We start from the raw sequence: 16,085 nt of genomic DNA, 5'->3' as shown, positions 1-16,085 counted from the left end.
AGCTAGTTGAATTGAACCTTAACGGTTAGTTCGTGTTGTCAGCGGCTAAGCTATCACTTAGTGGACTTAATACCATGCTCAGGGGACTGATTGTTAATCGCTTAGTGTTAAACCACTTCGGTTACGTCTTTTATTTCCGGGTGCTTTGCGTGAAATGGGTCGAATAACTTCGGCCAGTCGCGCTAAGTTGGCAGGGTATAGATCTAGTGATGCTGTAGAAGCTTTATTTTTCGGAGTTAATTACATGGAAAGCGCACTTAGCCCACGCGATATTCAGGCTCGTCTACGTGGGGGCGAAACGGTGGCTGAGGTGGCCAAGGCCGCAGGCGTCAGCGAGTCGTATATTGACGCCTTTGCTGGGCCAGTTTTAGCCGAGCGCGAGCACGCCGTGTCGCTCGCAGGTGAGTGCCAGGTGCGCAAAAGGGGCGAGCTAAATTCATCCAGAAAGCTAGCAGAAACAGTTAACGCTACTCTCGAGGCAAACGATGTGAATCTCGATGATGTGCATTGGGACGCTTGGCGTGGTGAAGATAAGGCCTGGTTTGTTCAGGTGTCTTGGCCGGCGCTCCAGTTCAGCCCGCAGCCTCTAGACGGTGAGCTCGACGAGTTGGCTTACGACGCTCCACCGCAGAAAGGTGACAATGCAGTCGCTTTGTTCAACTTCGACTTACACGGTCGCTACAGCGTCGCAGCCAATGACAATGCCAGGGTTTTAATTGGTGACTACGAATTGAAGCCCCTGGCGCTTGAGGAAGAAGAGCTGGAATCCGAGCCGACCCTCGATCTGCACGACGAGATGGCCCTCATTCGAGCCACTCAAGAAAATGGTGGCGTCAGGCCGCCTGCGGTTTTGCCTGACGTCGAAGTCGATTATGAAGATCCTGAAGACTATGTTCCGGCCCAGTTCGAGCAGGTAAATGGCGTCTATGACATCGTCCCCAACAACGATAAAGACCTGGACGTTCTTTATGACATGTTGTCAGGCTTCAACGAAGATTCCGTTCGGATTTACACCGGTTTGACTCGTCCTCCTGCCAATGACGAGGACACCGAACCTATCCTTGAAGAGGAATCGGTCACGGATGAGCTTGAAGAGGCTCCTGAAGGGGCGGAGACGAAACTCGAGACTGAATCCAGTGAAGAAGTCCGAGTGGTTGGCGAGCCTGAGAGGCCCATTGAAAAGGCTGCTAAACCCAGTAATCGTAAACTCCGTAAGCCGCAGACCGCCAAGCAGGATCCGTTGGTTGAAGGCGAGGCGCCAAAGAAGCGGAAGAATCGAAAGCGTGCCACTGTGCCAAGCTGGGACGAAATCATCTTCGGGGCGCCTAAAAAAGAAGACTAGAGCTTAGGGCACCCTTTTTGAGCTGACTGTTCAATTGAGATATCTTGACATCAAGATATCTTGGAGGTTTAAGTGGCCAGTCTCGACAGTTTCAAAGCAAAATCTTCCCTAGACGTAGACGGTAAAAAGTACGATTATTATCGACTAGATGCCGTTAAAGGTCAGGTCCGTCTTCCGTATAGCTTGAAAGTTCTTTTGGAGAACCTCCTTCGGCTCGAAGACGGTAAAAACATCAGCGCAGATGACATCTCGGCGCTGGCCAACTGGGACAGCCAGGCGCAGCCCTCCCACGAGATTCAGTTCACACCCGCTCGAGTGGTCATGCAGGACTTCACTGGGGTCCCTTGCGTGGTCGATCTTGCTGCAATGCGCGATGCGATGCAGGAGCTTGGCGGAGACGTCAAGAAAATCAACCCGCTAAGCCCGGCTGAGTTGGTCATTGACCACTCCGTTGTCGCGGACGCGTTCGGCACCGAACAGGCTTTGGCGATCAACACCAAACTCGAATATCAGCGCAATAAAGAACGCTACCAATTCCTGCGCTGGGGCCAAGGCGCATTCGATAACTTCAAAGTTGTTCCGCCCGGCACCGGCATCATCCACCAGGTCAACATCGAGCACCTTGCTAGGGTCGTTTTCTCGAAGGAAACCGATGGTTCTCTTCTCGCTTACCCGGATACATGTGTAGGAACCGATTCGCACACGACGATGGTTAACGGTCTTGGCGTCGTCGGTTGGGGAGTCGGCGGCATTGAGGCCGAGGCAGCGATGCTGGGTCAACCTGTCAGCATGCTTATCCCTCGTGTAGTTGGCTTCAAGCTTACGGGTAAGCTGCCCGCTGCCGCGACTGCAACAGATCTGGTTTTAACCATCACCGAGAAGCTGCGTGAGCACGGCGTCGTCGGCAAGTTCGTGGAGTTCTACGGACCTGGCGTTAGCGAGGTGCCTCTTGCTAACCGCGCGACCATTGGCAATATGAGCCCTGAATACGGCTCGACCATCGCGGTGTTTCCGATCGATCAAGCGACGATCGACTACATGCGTCTGACAGGACGCGATGAGCACCAGATCAATCTTGTTGAAGCCTACGCAAAGGCGCAGGGCATCTGGTTCGATCCAAATGCCGAGCCAGATTATTCCGAATATTTGGAGCTTGACCTTGCGGATGTGCATCCATCGATTGCAGGCCCGAAGCGTCCGCAAGACAGGATCGCGTTGTCGCAAGCCGCTGGGACGTTTGAGGAAACAGTAGGCGACTATGCGACTCAAAACAGCCGCGCCTATGAGGCAACCATCGATGGCGAAAACGTGACTTTGACCAACGGTACGGTAGGCGTTGCCGCAATTACCTCTTGTACTAACACGTCAAACCCTTCCGTTATGGTCGCCGCTGGGTTGCTTGCTAGGAACGCAGTGGCTAAGGGGCTGACTCGTAAGCCGTGGGTTAAGACCACGCTTGCTCCTGGCTCCCAGGTCGTCACCGATTACTTAGAGGATTCTGGTCTTCTCGAACCCCTGGAGGAGCTTGGGTTCGATGTTGTCGGTTACGGCTGCACGACGTGCATTGGTAACTCGGGGCCTCTCATCGATGAAGTCTCGAAGGCCGCCAACGAATCTGACGTGGTGATCACCTCTGTGCTGTCTGGCAACCGAAACTTTGAGGGTCGAATCAACCCGGATGTAAAGATGAACTATCTGGCCAGTCCGCCTCTAGTGGTGGCCTATGCGCTGGTAGGAAACATGGATTTTGACATCACTACGCAGCCTCTCGGCAAGGACCCGAAAGGCAACGATGTGATGCTAAGCGATATCTGGCCTAGCCCTCAGCAGATCGACGAGGTCGTAGGGAAATACATCAACACCAAGATGTATCAAGATTCGTACGAGAACGTTTTTGCCGGTGACGAGCGTTGGCAAAGTTTGCCGACTCCCACAGGCGATAGTTTTGAATGGGACGACGCGTCCACCTATGTGAGAAAGCCGCCATACTTCGAGCAGATGCCGGCCAAACCGCAACCAGTTAGTGACATTAGCGGAGCACGAGTTTTGCTTAAGCTTGGAGACTCCGTAACGACGGATCACATCAGCCCCGCAGGCGCTATTAAGCAGGATTCTCCGGCAGGAAAATATTTATTGGAGCACGGAGTCGAGCGAAAAGACTTCAACTCCTACGGCTCAAGGCGTGGTAATCACGAAGTGATGATTCGCGGGACCTTCGCCAACATCAGGTTGCGCAATCAGCTCGCTCCTGGAACAGAGGGTGGGTTCACCAGGGATTTCACAAGAAAAGATGCCCCAGTGACAACCGTGTATGAGGCTGCAATGAACTATTCGGCGCATAATAAGCCTCTGGTCGTTTTGGCGGGTAAAGAATACGGTTCTGGAAGCTCGCGCGACTGGGCGGCGAAAGGCACGATGCTGCTGGGCGTTAAAGCTGTTCTTGCGGTCAGTTACGAGCGCATTCACCGCAGCAACCTTATCGGCATGGGCGTATTACCGCTTCAATTCCCCGAGGGGCAGAACGCCGATTCACTAGGTTTAAGCGGGGAGGAGATCTTCGAGATCACCGGTGTAAGCAAGCTCAATTCCGGCCAGACTCCAGAAACCGTGAGGGTTTCGGCGACTTCACCGGAAGGGGCAGTAACGGAGTTCGACGCGAAGCTTCGCATCGACACCCCGGCTGAACGTGAGTACTACCTAAATGGTGGAATTATGCAGTACGTACTGCGTTCCCTGTTGAACAAGTAACCAAACAAAATGCGGCCAGCTTTTGTGCTGGCCGCATTTTTGTTTACTTATGAGATTTTGTTTACTTATGACAACGGATGACGGCTGTCGGAGCGCTGCTTAGCCGGACTACTCGGCGGCTGGTGCTTCCCAGCAGCAAACCGGTGAAGCCTCCTCGTCCGCGGCTAGAAACGACGATTAGCTGAGCGTTCTTAGACTCCGCGGCCAACGCGTCGCCTGGATTGGCATTTACCACCTTAGAGGTGACTTTGACGTTCGGGTACTCCTGCGCTAGTTCAGCCACTGTGGACTGAATGAAGGCATGGCTTTCTTCGTTGATCTCGTCTGCATCGACGAGCACGACCATTGTCGCCTCACTTGCAGCCGGTGGTGCGTACCAAGCGTGCATAACGACGAGGGGAGCGCCAAGTTTGTCTGCCTGCTCGAAGGCGTAGCGGACGGTCTGCTTAGCGCGAGAATCGTCATCGATGCCTACCAGGACGGGGCCACCAGGGCGTTCCTTAAAGTCGTGAGGAATGGTGATCACTGTTCCACCAGCGTTAGTCACCACAGAGTCAGCGACGCCACCAAGTGTGAAGATGCTTGCCTGCCCTGAGCCGCGCTTGCCCAAGATAAGGGTTTCGGACTTCTTGGTTATTTCGACCAAAGAACCTGCGACATCCCCCTCTAGCAAAATGCTTGAGACCTCAATGGCGGGCGCAACTTCCCTTGCCTGAAGTTCAGCTTTGTGCAGGCGAGCTAGGTACTTGTCCTTCTGGCGCTCGTTGTAATTGGCCTCGAGCATCGCCTTCCACACGTGAGACTTGCGAGGAAGCATAACTTCCGGCTGTACCATGACGATGGTCAGGCCCGTACCGTGGCTCTTCGCCCATTTGGCGGCCCACTGCGTGGCTAGATAGGAGTTTTCAGATCCATCAATGCCCACCACAGTGCTGTGCACCTTGGAGATATCTGTAGATGTCATTTCTCCTCCTTTTCCTGTTATCTGTTAATTATCTCATCGAAATAACAATTTTATGGCGTTGCCAGAAAGAGAAATTAACTCGACGGCTATTCGGCTAGGAAAGTTAAAATTGCCCGCACTCTTCGGTTCTCTTCGCCTGGCTCCAGGCCTAGCTTGGAAAAGATATTCGACACGTGTTTGGCTACAGCGGCAGCAGAAAGCACCAGCTGCTGGGCGATCTGATTATTCGATAGGCCCTGCGCCATCAGCTCTAGTACCTCAGTCTCGCGCGTTGTCAGAGAGCCAAGCCCCATACGGCTGTTGTTCATCATCACTTGAGCGACTTGCGGGTCGATTACCACGCCACCAGAGATGATTAGGCGAAGCGAACTGATGAAATCGACGACTTCGCTGATGCGATCTTTGAGCAAATAGCCGGTGCCTCCGCTGCTGGCGGGAAGAGCGAAGAGCTGCTGGGCATAACCGGGTGCCACGTACTGGCTGAGCACCATCACCGCCAGCTGTGGATATTTCTCCTTGAACTCGATGGCTACCTCGAGGCCATCGTTGCTCATGTTTGGAGGCATCCTGACATCTGTCACCAAGGCATCCGGTAGGCCGTCATTATCTGCAAGATCAGTTAGCGTCTTGTCCAGCTGCGTTGCGTCGCTTACGTGGGCAATTATTTTGAAACCTTGCCGCTCTAGTAGACCTACCAGACCTTCGCGAAGTAGAGCGGAGTCATCAGCTAAAACAAGAGTTTTGGCTTCACTCATTTTTCTCTCCGTTCTTTTGGGCAAGGTTGATGGTGGGCTGCCAGCGCTCTACTAGCAGCGGTAGCTCGGCAGAGATCCGAGTCGGGCCTCCAGGTGGGCTAGAGATAAGCAGTACGCCACCAAAAGCCGCCAGCCTCTCGCGAAGACCAGCCAATCCATGGCCTTGTTTTAGGTGAGCGCCTCCTGGCCCATCGTCTACTACCGAAATGGACAAACTCTCGCCACTCGTAATTAGCGCGCTGACTGACGCTTCAGGGGCGTACTTCGCCGAGTTCGCAATCGCCTCACTGGCAAAGAAATAAGCAGCTGCCAGCACCCCCTCGGGTAGCTGGGGAAGCGGATTGGGGCAGACCACCCGAACCCTGCCGCCCGATCTGCTAGCAATATCGTTGATGGCAGCAACCAGGCCAAGTTCCAATAAGACCTGCGGGTGAATGCCGCGCACAGTCTCTCGAAGAGAATCCAGCCCCTGCCTGACTGCGTCTTTGGCCTCGGAAATCAGCGAGGCAAGTTGCAGGTCTGCAGATAGCGAAGGCGATAGCTGTGCCTCGCCCAACTTCATAGCCGCAGCAACCAGATACTGCTGAGTGCCGTCATGCAGATTTCGTTCGATGCGTTGCCGTTCAATTTCGTAGGCGTCTACGATTGCCCGTCTAGAGCGAATCAGGTCGGCGATCTTTTTGGCATTTTCGTCCTCATGCGAAACATGTTTCTTGCGCCTACCAAACATCACTTAACAATAATAACTTTGAAACAGTTCAAACTGGGGTAGTGCTGGCACTACCTTTAAAAGGCTAGCTGGCACTGTTCAAAAACTGCCGCTCAGAAACTGGAATATAAGCATGACAAACGACATAGCGCTCGAGACTCGAGACATTACGAAACAATTTGGTCAGGTACATGCTCTAGCAGGCGTTTCGCTTCAGATTGCCAAGGGCGAATCTGTGGCGGTGATGGGGCCTTCGGGATCCGGTAAATCGACCCTGTTGCATTGCCTCAGCGGAGTCCTGGTTCCAGACAGTGGACAGGTTGAATTTTGTGGGACAAACACTTCAGATTTGAGCGACGCCAAGCGCTCTAGGCTTCGCCTAACCCAGTTCGGGTTTGTCTTTCAGGACGGCCAACTTATTCCCGAGCTGCCGGCCCGCGAAAATGTCGCTCTGCCGTTAATGCTTACCGGCACTTCCAGGAGTAAGGCGGTGGCTATGGCCGACCAGACGCTGGCTCGGCTTGGTATCGGCGATCTGATTAATCGACGCCCCGGTGACATGTCTGGTGGCCAGTCCCAGCGTGTGGCAATTGCTAGGGCGTTGGTTGGAAACCCAAAGGTCGTCTTCGCAGACGAACCCTCGGGTGCCCTCGACCAGAATAGCGGCCACGAGATGATGCAGATGCTCACCACTGTCGTAAAGCAGGCAGGCGCGTCGCTGGTGCTAGTCACCCATGATTTGAACGTTGCCCGCTGGTGCTCGAGGCTCATCGAGATTCGTGACGGCCTGATTCACTCCGACCGCACGCTAGACCAGGGGAGCGCGCGATGAATCAAAAGGAACTTACTGGCCCGGTGCATGGCCTGGGCGGCCTGACCGCTCGCCTAGTGCGCGCCCGGCTGGTCCAGCGCGAAGGGGAATCACTGCTTTATCTGGCAGGAATCTTGGCGTACACAGTTACCATTTCGATAGCTCTGATGATCGCAGGCGGTACCTGGATGTTTTATAACCGAGCAAATCACCCCAGAGGGCTGATGGGCGAGGTCGTCGCGATTGATCCGAGTTTTAAGAGCGTGCTCTTTTTCTACTTCGGTCTAGCGATTTTCGCGTGCGCGCTAATCGTTCCGTCCATCATCTCGCTGGCTGCCAAGTCTGCTGTGTTGGGAGCTAAGGGACGCGAAAATCGGCTTGCCTCGCTGAGGCTGCTTGGGCTCTCGTCCGGCGAGGTGACTCGAATGGCCCTGCTCGAGTGCTTCGTTCAGTCGATCATCGGAGCTGCCGCTGGAATCGCTATTTACCTGCTTAGTCTGCAACTTTGGACGAAGCTCAACGTTCAGGCAACACAGATCGAGGCAAAAGAAATGCTGCTGCCGTGGTGGCTTCTGCTGAGCGTCCTCGGCTTCCTAATGCTGATAGCTCTGGCCTCTTCCTGGTGGGGAATGCAGCAAGTCAGGATCTCGCCGCTAGGAGTTGCCAAGAAGTCAAACAAACCTGCTCTTAAGGTTTGGCGAGTTGCGGCATTCTTTGCCTTAATTGCGGGTGCTCTGATAGCCAATCAGGTCTTCGTGCGTAGCGCGGAAACTACCACGTTCATCATCTTGGGCTCGATCGTTTTGGCTGTGGTCTACGGCTTCAACCTGCTCGGCCCGTACCTTTTGCAGATTCTGGCGAGGCTAATTTCTAAGCTTCGCTGGCCCGCCTTGATGGTCGCGGCACGCAGAATTATCGCAGATCCCAAAGCGACTTGGCGCAGAGTTTTTGGCATGGGACTGTTGGCTTTCATAGCTGGCTACGTGTCCAATATGCCGGTTTCGTTTAACTCAGATCAGCATCTTGAGCAGACCATAAAATCTTTCGTCGAACTAAGTCGCTGGGACATAAACAAAGGCGTGATGATTACGCTCGTAATCAGCTTCGTGCTCAATTCGGTGTCGATGCTAGTTAATCAGGCGTCGGACGTTATCGAAAGGGCAGAGCAGTCACGGGCGCTGGCGAAGATCGGTGCGCCCAAGTCTTTCGAGCTTCGAGTCATCTGGCTTGAGACCCTTGGCCCGCTCGCGCTGGCTGTTTTAATGGGTGGATTGCTAGGCACCATGTTTTCCATGCCGATGGTGAACATGTACAACAATGTCACCGGCGAAATGCCAGAAACTAGCTATCTGCAAATGTCGATGCTGATGGCAGCCGGGTTGCTCGTCTCAGCTTTGGCAATTCTTGCCTGCCACCCTCTTTATCGAAGAGTTCTAGCTCAGCAACGTCGTACTAACGACTAACCTTGGTTGGCACCTCAAGCGCCCCGAGCGTAGATGACGATTTGATTACTTCGAGTTCGCCATTGTCTCTCGGGGCGCTACAGTGGAATCTTGTTAGATTCATGCTGCGAAATGACTTGAGGTGACCGAAAGGGGCTGCGCATGGGGGCCAAAAGCGTGGGGAAAAGCGACGTGCTAGACGCTTATTATCCTTTGCTCGCCAAAATCAATGACCCCAAAGATCTGCGTCAACTCGACTACAAGCAGCTTCTCGATCTGGCAGAAGAGATCCGTAAGTTTTTGATCAAAAACGTAAGCGCAACTGGCGGACACCTAGGGCCGAATCTGGGCGTGGTGGAGCTTACGTTGGCAATGCATCTCGTTTTCGAATCACCAAAAGATCCTTTTATCTTCGATACCGGCCATCAGAGCTATGTGCATAAGATCCTGACTGGTCGGGCGAAAGACTTTCCGTGCCTACGACAAAAAGATGGGCTATCCGGTTATCCATCTAGGCAAGAATCTGCGCACGATTGGGTGGAAAATTCTCATGCGTCGACGTCGCTTTCTTGGGCCGAGGGAATAGCGAAGGGCATCAGGCTGCGTGGTGAAAAGAATCGCACAGTTGTAGCTGTTATCGGCGATGGTGCTTTGACCGGTGGAATGGCCTGGGAGGCCCTCGACAATATCGCGGTTGATGAGGATTCGCCGCTAGTGATTATCGTCAACGACAACGGTCGATCTTATTCTCCAACTGTCGGTGGTCTTTCTCGCCAACTATCGGGTTTCAGAACCGACCCGCGTTATGAAGAGACCCTGAACGTTCTACGGAAGACGCTCAAGGGTGCGCCGCTCATTGGTCAGCCCTTATTCGAACTTTTGCACGGCTTGAAGGCTGGCATCAAGGACGTGCTTGCCCCGCAGAGCCTGTTTTCTGACCTCGGCATAAAGTATCTAGGTCCGATAAACGGGCATAACCTAGAAGCCCTCGCGGTGGCATTGCAGCAGGCTAAAAATTATGGTGGCCCGATTATCGTCCACGTGATCACTCAAAAGGGCAAAGGATTTAAAGCTGCGGAGCAGTACTCCGAAGACCTTTTCCACTCAGTTGGAAAAATTGATGATGTAACTGGTAAGAAGCTCGTCGTTGACGATCGAAAATCGTGGACAGATATTTTCTCCGACGAAATCGTCAAAATTGGGCGAGATAAAGAGAATGTCGCTTGCATCACCGCGGCGATGCTTCATCCCGTGGGGCTGGCTAAGTTTGCAGAAGAGTTTCCCGAGCGCACGTTCGATGTCGGAATCGCCGAACAGCATGCCGTGACTTTTGCGGCGGGGCTGGCGGCCACCGGAATCCACTCAGTCGTAGCTTTCTATTCCACGTTTTTGAATAGAGCTTTCGACCAAATTTTGCTGGACGTGGGTATGCACAAGGCCGGTGTTACGTTCGTCTTGGACCGCTCCGGTGTAACTGGCACTGATGGAGCAAGCCATAACGGTATGTGGGATGTGCCGCTGCTTTCGATCGTTCCTGGCTTGAGGCTTGCAGCTCCTCGTGACGAGCAGCGTTTGCGTGCGGCATTGCGTACGGCTGTTGATGTCGACGACGTGCCAACCGTAATCAGGTACTCTAAAGAAAAGCTTTCGCAACCTGTGCCTTCCGTGAAAACCGAGGGTGGCATAGATTTTCTCAAGGTCTCAAACAACCCAAGGGTGTTGATCGTTAGCTATGGTCAGTTTGCTGCTCTGGCGCTCGAAACCGCAAAAAAACTCGAGTCTTTGGGCTTTGCTGCTGATGTCGTCGATCCAGTTTGGGCATTGCCGATCAGTAGCGAGCTCGTCGAACTGTCTGAGAAGTACGAACTGGTAGCAACGCTAGAGGACAACCTTGTGGCTGGTGGCATGGGCGAACAACTCGAGATTTCCTCTAGAAATCCGAACATGTGTCATTTCGGGGTGCCCAGAAAGTACCTTCCACACGCCAGCCGCGGAGAATTGCTTGAGCAGATGGGCCTGACTCCAGAGGCGATCTCGCAGGTCATCTCTAGCCGACTAAGAGCTTAGCCCTGATTGGATTATCTCCAGGATTTCTTGGCGTTGCCATGGCCGAACACCCAAATCAGTTAGCTGCGATTCCATGTCTTCACTGGGCTGCCAGAGCGCTTCACGAAGTGCTGCGGGGGAAACCAGATTCTCGACAGGAAGTTTTAGCGTTTGAGCTTTTTCGATAATTTTTGGCCGGATCCGGTTCCAGCGCTCCGCAGCCTCGGGATTGATCCGTTGCCAATTTCGTGGTTTGGGAATTCCGGTTTTGTGCACCCTGAGTTGCGGTAGGTCGGATTTATCAAGCCCGGCTACCGTGTCCAGCGCATTTTCCCAGGCAGACATGTGCTTCCTAGGCTCACGACGTCTAAATCCCATTACCCTGCGCAATTTCGAGATGGTTGGGACGCTTTCTTCGCTTGCTTGGCTAGCGATTTCGGTTATTGCTTTGTCTATCAAAACTTTGTGCGGCGACTTGTCCAGCTCGCGGGCGATCTTGTCACGTTGCTCGTAAAGCTCACGAACCAGAGCCATCCCACGTCTGGTGTGGACGTCCTGGAGCCCCGAAGTTCGTCTCCAACGCTCATCAGCACATTTCGGTTCGTGATGGTCTGCCCAATAAACCAGATGGGCGAATTCTTGTTTCGCCCATTCTTCCTTGCCTGCATCTTCGAGATCTACGATCATTTTCTTTCGAAGATCGATCAAAAGCTCGACGTCCAAGGCCGCGTATGCGATCCAGTCTTGAGGGATGGGGCGAGTCGACCAGTCGTCAGCGGAATGCTGTTTTTCGAGGTGGAGATCGAAGTAGTGTTCGATCATAGCGGCCAGGTTAACTTTCTCGTATCCGAGTAGTCTGCCCGCCAGTTCGGTGTCGAAGAGGCTTGCCGGACGCATATTCAGCTGCCAGAGGTTAGGCAGATCCTGTGTCGCTGCGTGCAGAATCCACTGGGAATCGCCGATTGCCTCATTCAATTCGCTGAAATCTGCAATTTTGCCGTGCTCGAAACTTATCGGATCTATTAGAAAAATCCCGGCGCCATCTTTTTTTATTTGGACAAGATAGGCCTTGTCTGAATATCTAAAGCTCTGCGCCCTTTCAACGTCGATGGCGATTGGTCCTTCAGCCTCGGATACCTTATCGATCATCCGATTCCAGGATGGCTCGTCGTTAACAATTACCGGCTCTTCTGCCGGCTGGGTCAAAGTCTTCATTTATTCGTTCGCCTGCTTAGGCTTACTACTCCGGGAGCTAGTGGCGGCATGCCGCATGTGAAACACATAAGCTGTTGCCAGGCCTCTAGGTGGGGAATTATTCCCCGGTCATCAATGTCTGCAGTCCATGAGGACCTGATTTCAATCTCTGCTGTGTCCGGCTCTTCAGCTAGGGCACCGAAGCTCCTGCTGGTCACCGCAGTAACTGTTCCGGATGCGGCGTGGAATTCGGCATCTGACTGCCCCAGAGAATCGTTCAGCCAATTCCAACCTACTTCGGTTAGTAACGGATCCATCGCCATCTCGATGTCTACGTCCGCCTGCACAAATGACACGCAACGATAAGTGCCGTCCCAGGCTGGATTGCCGTCGGGGTCGTGAAGAATGACGAGACGAGCAGTGCCGACTTCTTCGCCGAGCCGATCGATGTCAGCCTCGATTGCGACAGAAAACGGCGCAATTCGTTGAGGAGACGGCATCTGCGAAACTTTAATCTCGGGACGCCATTGAAAATTCAGGACTCCACTGCAGACATCATCGAATTGATGCGTCGGCAGTTTCGCGACCGAAGGCTTAACTGACACATCTGAACCCTACGGGGTTCAGGGGCCGTGCTGCGGTAGGCGCGCCTATGCTCAGGCTATCCCAGGTGGAGCTGGGCAATGTTAGAAGGCGCCTGCTTTTGATTCTCGAAGGCCATGTCGAGCATTTTCATGGCTTCGAAAGAATAGCGAGCCATAATCAGATTGCACAGTCGAGGGTCTGGACCGAAAGGCGAACTGATGGCTATCGCTCTGTTGGCTAAAGCATTTTCGTAAAGCGCTTGATAGCAATCGTCAGGAGTTAAGAACAAAGATCCGACGGCAATTGATCTTCTGCCTTGATCGTGAAGTGAGGAAATGGCCGATTTCACGGACGAACCAGTTCCATCACCGCAAGCAAATACCACAGGTAGTTTGTGGTGCGACGACCATTGACGAGCTCGGCGAAGCAGCACCCCTGAGCCACGGGTGTCGCCAAAGCTCGGTGCAGCCAGTACCAGGCCGTCTAACTCCAGGCAGCGGTTTGCCGTCAAGGCGGCTCGCAGCCTCTCATCGACAATGTTGAGGAGCTCAGAGACGGGTCCGATTGGTTTTGCCAGCCCGATCTTCATCTGAGGGAAAGCGGACTTGAGGCTTTCGTGCATGGCAACCACGTCTTCTGTGGCGCTAGCAACGCTGGTGAAATCTAGCGGAACTAGAACAGTCTCTTTAGTGCCGCGACTATCGAGGGCCTTCAGCGTCTGCTTGCCTGTGGGGGATGCCTTGCCGCAAAAAGCTAGATGGATGGAAAGCTCCGGGCGACGAATCTGCATTTCTTTGCGAAGTGCGTGAACAACCTGTTCGGTTGCTATCTCAGCGGGACCATTAGACACCAGAACTAATGCTGGGGCTGTCATGCTGGTCACCTCCCCAAAACTCGAAACCAACTATTTCAAACCTTGATCAGATCATTTCATGATTCGAGATATGGAGACAAACTTTGTTGTTTTGTGGTTGGCAAACCAAAAACAGCTAAGTGAATGGTGGTGAAATTGCCGAGCTTGCAACAAGAATAAATAGGTAGGGTTAGGCGTACACCATGCTTAAAAAAGGAGAGGCCGAATGAGCCGAAAAGCTATTGTCACGATTGTTGCTGCCGTGATCGCGGTGCTGATTATCGGAGTGTTAGCGATATCTTCAAATAGCAATAATGCTGAAAAGAAAACTGGCGCTCAGGCCTCAACAAATTCAGTCCAGTTATCGGACCAGGAGAGATTCCACTTAAACCTTCCCAGGCGCGATGCCTCGGACAGCATGGCTATGGGTGACGTTGATGCTCCGGTGACACTAATCGAGTGGGCAGACTTCCGCTGCCCGTTCTGCTCCCTTTTCGCTGAGCAGACTTTGCCCAAGCTTCAGCACTATTTTGATGAGGGTAAAGTGCGCTTCGAGTTCAGGGATATGCCTGTCTTTGGTGACGACTCAGTGTATGCGGCGATGGCTGCCAGAGCAGCAGGGGAGCAGGGGCTATACCATGAGTATCAACTGACTCTTTATCGGGCGCTGCCAGATAGCGGACACCCGCCGGTCAGCGAGGAGCTGGTTCTTGAAACCGCCCAGAAGGTCGGGGTTCCTGATATGGATAAATTCAAGTCCGATCTGGAAAGCGATGAGCTGAGCGAGCTTATTCAACGCGACTACGCAGAGGCGAAACAGCTTGGGATCTCCTCGGTTCCGATTTTTGTTATCGGCACGCAAGCTTTGGAAGGCGCTCAGCCCTTGGATGCGTTCGAATCAGTAATTGAAGAGGAACTAGCTAAGGCGTCTCAACGGTGAATATCGGATTTGCTGCAGCGTTTTTAGGCGGCATAGCGGCGGTGTTTAGCCCTTGTTCGGCAATGTTGCTTCCTTCGTTCTTTGCGATTGCGTTCGGGGCAAGACTTCGAACCCTACTCGGGCGGGTTGGAATCTTTTATATTGGCTCTCTGCTCACGTTGGTTCCATTAGGGCTCGCTGCTGGAACATTGGGGACATTGCTTGCCGAGCATCGCCAAACTATCTCTTTAGCCGGCGGAATCGTACTCATTGTTATCGGCCTGTGTATTGTCTTTGGCTTTTCGCTGCCCATCCCAGGGCTGCGGGCTAGAGGAGGATCTAGCGCACTATCAGTTTTGGTGTTGGGGATGGTCTACGGGCTGTCTGGAACGTGTACCGGTCCGCTACTAGGTGCCATCTTGACCATGGCTGCAATTTCTTCTTCTCCCCTTTACGGCGCCTTTCTCCTCGCCATATTTGCCGCTGGAATGGCGGTGCCTCTGGCAATCTTGGCGTTGCTTTGGGACAAGGTGGATTTGGCTAGCAAACTGCGTCCACGAGTAATTAAAATCGGGCCTTTTGAAACCACGCTCTGGGCGATCGTCTCGGGTTTGTTGTTTGTGGGCCTGGGTGTTTTGTTCTTGGCTTCGGACGCAACCGGCGCTCTTGGTGGATTGCTCGATGCTGGTGCTCAGCAGCAACTTGAAATTAGCCTCGGAAAGATCGCGTCCTGCGTACCGGATATCGTCGTTCTAATTTTGCTCGTTGTGGTTATCAGCCTGCTGGCCTGGTTGGCCGTAAGCCGAACTTCGAAACAAAGAAATTAGGAAACTTTGCAGCCGTCTAAGAGCTGAGAAATGACCTTTAGCTCCCTGCTGTCCACCGTAAGTGCGTACTTCTGCTTGACGATCACTTGACGTGCTACGTAGTCACAGCGGAAGTCCTTATTCGGTGGCAGCCACCCTGCTGCATCGGCTGAAGCTTTGTCGTCGTTAGCTTCGCCGGAAACTGCCAACAGATTCAACGGGTCGTTAGCAAACTGCAGGCGTTGGTTATCGTTCCAGGCCCATGCGCCAGAGCGCCACGCCTCTGCGAGCGCTACGACGTGGTCGATCTGTACTTCCTCGGACCTGGATTTTGAAAACTCAATCGTTTGATTGGTGTAGGGATCCACTAATTTGCCGGCAATGACCACACAGTTCGATCCTGGACGAAATTCGATGTCACTTAAGTCTCTGATTAAGACGTCGTTTCGTGTGTAGCACCCGTTTCCATCGACGTCTTCCCAGGATTCTCCGAAGCGGATTCGTTCGTAGTCGCCATTTCGATCTGGCTGTTCCACCTTCAAGCTGCCCAACGATTGTTTCGCTTGCGCAACCAATGCAGAGTCGTTTGTTTTCCCGCCTTCGTGCGGGTTCGGAGCCCCGAAAAATGCCCAAGCTGCCACGAGGGCGAAAACTAATGCGGTAACTATCTTGATGGAGCCGGGGACCGACTCCTTCTTACGATCTGCTCGTGACTTCATGCGTTTCATAATATGTGGTTTGTTCAGTTTGAGTTTTTAGGTAAAAGACGTTTAAACTTACAACTCGTGCGATTCAGCATCGCAAATCGGGCGCATAGCTCAGTTGGTTAGAGCATCTGCCTTACAAGCAGAGGGTCCGCGGTTCGAGTCCGTGTGCGCCCACCGATTTAAACCAGATTTTCAGCCTCTGAC

14 protein-coding genes and 1 tRNA gene are annotated in these 16,085 nt (G+C 53.2%); 8 read left to right on the top strand and 7 right to left on the bottom strand.

The features are described from left to right. Positions 1 to 244: 244 nt before the first annotated feature. Positions 245 to 1,342: a septation protein SepH gene (gene sepH / locus HMPREF1255_RS03240; protein WP_016455850.1), complete on the top strand. Its 1,098-nt coding sequence runs from the start codon at positions 245 to 247 to the stop codon at positions 1,340 to 1,342. Between the two features lie 72 nt (positions 1,343 to 1,414). Continuing rightward, entirely contained in the window at positions 1,415 to 4,090 is a 2,676-nt protein-coding gene (gene acnA, locus HMPREF1255_RS03235) for an aconitate hydratase AcnA (protein WP_024110720.1), read from the top strand. Positions 4,091 to 4,151: 61 nt separating this feature from the next. Here acnA and HMPREF1255_RS03230 read toward each other — a convergent pair whose 3' ends face one another. The 3 genes from HMPREF1255_RS03230 to HMPREF1255_RS03220 form a co-directional block, all read right to left on the bottom strand. Then, positions 4,152 to 5,054, bottom strand: a complete 903-nt coding sequence (locus tag HMPREF1255_RS03230; RefSeq protein WP_016455852.1) for a universal stress protein — start codon at positions 5,052 to 5,054, stop codon at positions 4,152 to 4,154. Between the two features lie 86 nt (positions 5,055 to 5,140). Then, a complete protein-coding gene (locus HMPREF1255_RS03225) occupies positions 5,141 to 5,809 on the bottom strand; it encodes a response regulator transcription factor (RefSeq protein WP_016455853.1) in 669 nt (222 codons plus the stop codon). After that, on the bottom strand, positions 5,802 to 6,539 hold the full coding sequence (locus tag HMPREF1255_RS03220; protein ID WP_024110917.1) for a sensor histidine kinase: 738 nt from the start codon (positions 6,537 to 6,539) through the stop codon (positions 5,802 to 5,804). The genes HMPREF1255_RS03225 and HMPREF1255_RS03220 overlap by 8 nt, the downstream gene beginning before the upstream one ends. 112 nt (positions 6,540 to 6,651) lie before the next feature. Here HMPREF1255_RS03220 and HMPREF1255_RS03215 point away from each other — a divergent pair, with 112 nt between their 5' ends. The 3 genes from HMPREF1255_RS03215 to dxs all read left to right on the top strand — a co-directional run bounded on the left by HMPREF1255_RS03215 (position 6,652) and on the right by dxs (position 10,838). After that, the gene (locus HMPREF1255_RS03215) at positions 6,652 to 7,350 is read left to right on the top strand and encodes an ABC transporter ATP-binding protein (RefSeq protein WP_016455855.1); all 699 of its coding nucleotides are present in this window, start codon (positions 6,652 to 6,654) and stop codon (positions 7,348 to 7,350) included. Next, the gene (locus tag HMPREF1255_RS03210) at positions 7,347 to 8,792 is read left to right on the top strand and encodes an FtsX-like permease family protein (RefSeq protein WP_024110852.1); all 1,446 of its coding nucleotides are present in this window, start codon (positions 7,347 to 7,349) and stop codon (positions 8,790 to 8,792) included. Before HMPREF1255_RS03215 ends, HMPREF1255_RS03210 begins: the two co-directional genes overlap by 4 nt. Before the next feature lie 141 nt (positions 8,793 to 8,933). Continuing rightward, positions 8,934 to 10,838, top strand: coding sequence for a 1-deoxy-D-xylulose-5-phosphate synthase (dxs, locus tag HMPREF1255_RS03205; RefSeq protein ID WP_024110784.1), 1,905 nt, complete (start codon positions 8,934 to 8,936; stop codon positions 10,836 to 10,838). Here the strand turns inward: dxs and HMPREF1255_RS03200 are convergent. Genes HMPREF1255_RS03200 through HMPREF1255_RS03190 form a run of 3 tightly spaced genes read right to left on the bottom strand, consistent with a single transcriptional unit; the run spans position 10,827 to position 13,470 of the window. Further along, positions 10,827 to 12,032 carry an HRDC domain-containing protein gene (locus HMPREF1255_RS03200; protein WP_024110660.1) on the bottom strand — a complete coding sequence of 402 codons (1,206 nt, stop codon included), beginning with the start codon at positions 12,030 to 12,032 and terminating at the stop codon, positions 10,827 to 10,829. The genes dxs and HMPREF1255_RS03200 overlap by 12 nt on opposite strands. Then, positions 12,029 to 12,616, bottom strand: coding sequence for a DUF3000 domain-containing protein (locus HMPREF1255_RS03195; RefSeq protein ID WP_016455859.1), 588 nt, complete (start codon positions 12,614 to 12,616; stop codon positions 12,029 to 12,031). The genes HMPREF1255_RS03200 and HMPREF1255_RS03195 overlap by 4 nt, the downstream gene beginning before the upstream one ends. Before the next feature lie 56 nt (positions 12,617 to 12,672). Then, positions 12,673 to 13,470 (bottom strand): sirohydrochlorin chelatase, encoded by a 798-nt coding sequence (locus HMPREF1255_RS03190; protein WP_024110756.1) that lies wholly within the window; start codon positions 13,468 to 13,470, stop codon positions 12,673 to 12,675. A gap of 205 nt (positions 13,471 to 13,675) precedes the next feature. Between HMPREF1255_RS03190 and HMPREF1255_RS03185 the strand changes: the two genes are divergently transcribed. Both HMPREF1255_RS03185 and HMPREF1255_RS03180 read left to right on the top strand, forming a co-directional pair. Beyond that, positions 13,676 to 14,389, top strand: a complete 714-nt coding sequence (locus HMPREF1255_RS03185) for a thioredoxin domain-containing protein (RefSeq protein ID WP_024110958.1) — start codon at positions 13,676 to 13,678, stop codon at positions 14,387 to 14,389. Then, positions 14,386 to 15,195, top strand: a complete 810-nt coding sequence (locus HMPREF1255_RS03180; RefSeq protein ID WP_024110659.1) for a cytochrome c biogenesis CcdA family protein — start codon at positions 14,386 to 14,388, stop codon at positions 15,193 to 15,195. Before HMPREF1255_RS03185 ends, HMPREF1255_RS03180 begins: the two co-directional genes overlap by 4 nt. Here HMPREF1255_RS03180 and HMPREF1255_RS03175 read toward each other — a convergent pair. After that, positions 15,192 to 15,893, bottom strand: a complete 702-nt coding sequence (locus HMPREF1255_RS03175; RefSeq protein WP_036917035.1) for an HNH endonuclease family protein — start codon at positions 15,891 to 15,893, stop codon at positions 15,192 to 15,194. The two genes, HMPREF1255_RS03180 and HMPREF1255_RS03175, sit on opposite strands and share 4 nt — an antisense overlap. 88 nt (positions 15,894 to 15,981) lie before the next feature. On the opposite strand from HMPREF1255_RS03175, the gene HMPREF1255_RS03170 reads away from it, so the two are divergent. Then, positions 15,982 to 16,055: transfer RNA gene (locus HMPREF1255_RS03170), tRNA-Val, on the top strand. Positions 16,056 to 16,085 lie beyond the last annotated feature (30 nt).

The sequence above is a fragment of the Propionimicrobium sp. BV2F7 genome, from assembly GCF_000510445.1.
Lineage (GTDB): Bacteria > Actinomycetota > Actinomycetes > Propionibacteriales > Propionibacteriaceae > Propionimicrobium > Propionimicrobium lymphophilum.
The sequence above is the reverse complement of the archived record's forward strand: the minus strand, read 5'-3'. Positions and strand labels throughout refer to the sequence as shown.

What these genes read in the sequence shown, in the direction of transcription:
- sepH (WP_016455850.1), top strand. Translation starts at nt 245, where the DNA reads ATGGAAAGCGCACTTAGCCCACGCGATATTCAGGCTCGTCTACGTGGG.
- HMPREF1255_RS03230 (WP_016455852.1), bottom strand. Translation starts at nt 5,054, where the DNA reads ATGACATCTACAGATATCTCCAAGGTGCACAGCACTGTGGTGGGCATT.
- HMPREF1255_RS03225 (WP_016455853.1), bottom strand. Translation starts at nt 5,809, where the DNA reads ATGAGTGAAGCCAAAACTCTTGTTTTAGCTGATGACTCCGCTCTACTT.
- HMPREF1255_RS03220 (WP_024110917.1), bottom strand. Translation starts at nt 6,539, where the DNA reads ATGTTTGGTAGGCGCAAGAAACATGTTTCGCATGAGGACGAAAATGCC.
- HMPREF1255_RS03215 (WP_016455855.1), top strand. Translation starts at nt 6,652, where the DNA reads ATGACAAACGACATAGCGCTCGAGACTCGAGACATTACGAAACAATTT.
- HMPREF1255_RS03210 (WP_024110852.1), top strand. Translation starts at nt 7,347, where the DNA reads ATGAATCAAAAGGAACTTACTGGCCCGGTGCATGGCCTGGGCGGCCTG.
- dxs (WP_024110784.1), top strand. Translation starts at nt 8,934, where the DNA reads ATGGGGGCCAAAAGCGTGGGGAAAAGCGACGTGCTAGACGCTTATTAT.
- HMPREF1255_RS03200 (WP_024110660.1), bottom strand. Translation starts at nt 12,032, where the DNA reads ATGAAGACTTTGACCCAGCCGGCAGAAGAGCCGGTAATTGTTAACGAC.
- HMPREF1255_RS03190 (WP_024110756.1), bottom strand. Translation starts at nt 13,470, where the DNA reads ATGACAGCCCCAGCATTAGTTCTGGTGTCTAATGGTCCCGCTGAGATA.
- HMPREF1255_RS03185 (WP_024110958.1), top strand. Translation starts at nt 13,676, where the DNA reads ATGAGCCGAAAAGCTATTGTCACGATTGTTGCTGCCGTGATCGCGGTG.
- HMPREF1255_RS03175 (WP_036917035.1), bottom strand. Translation starts at nt 15,893, where the DNA reads ATGAAGTCACGAGCAGATCGTAAGAAGGAGTCGGTCCCCGGCTCCATC.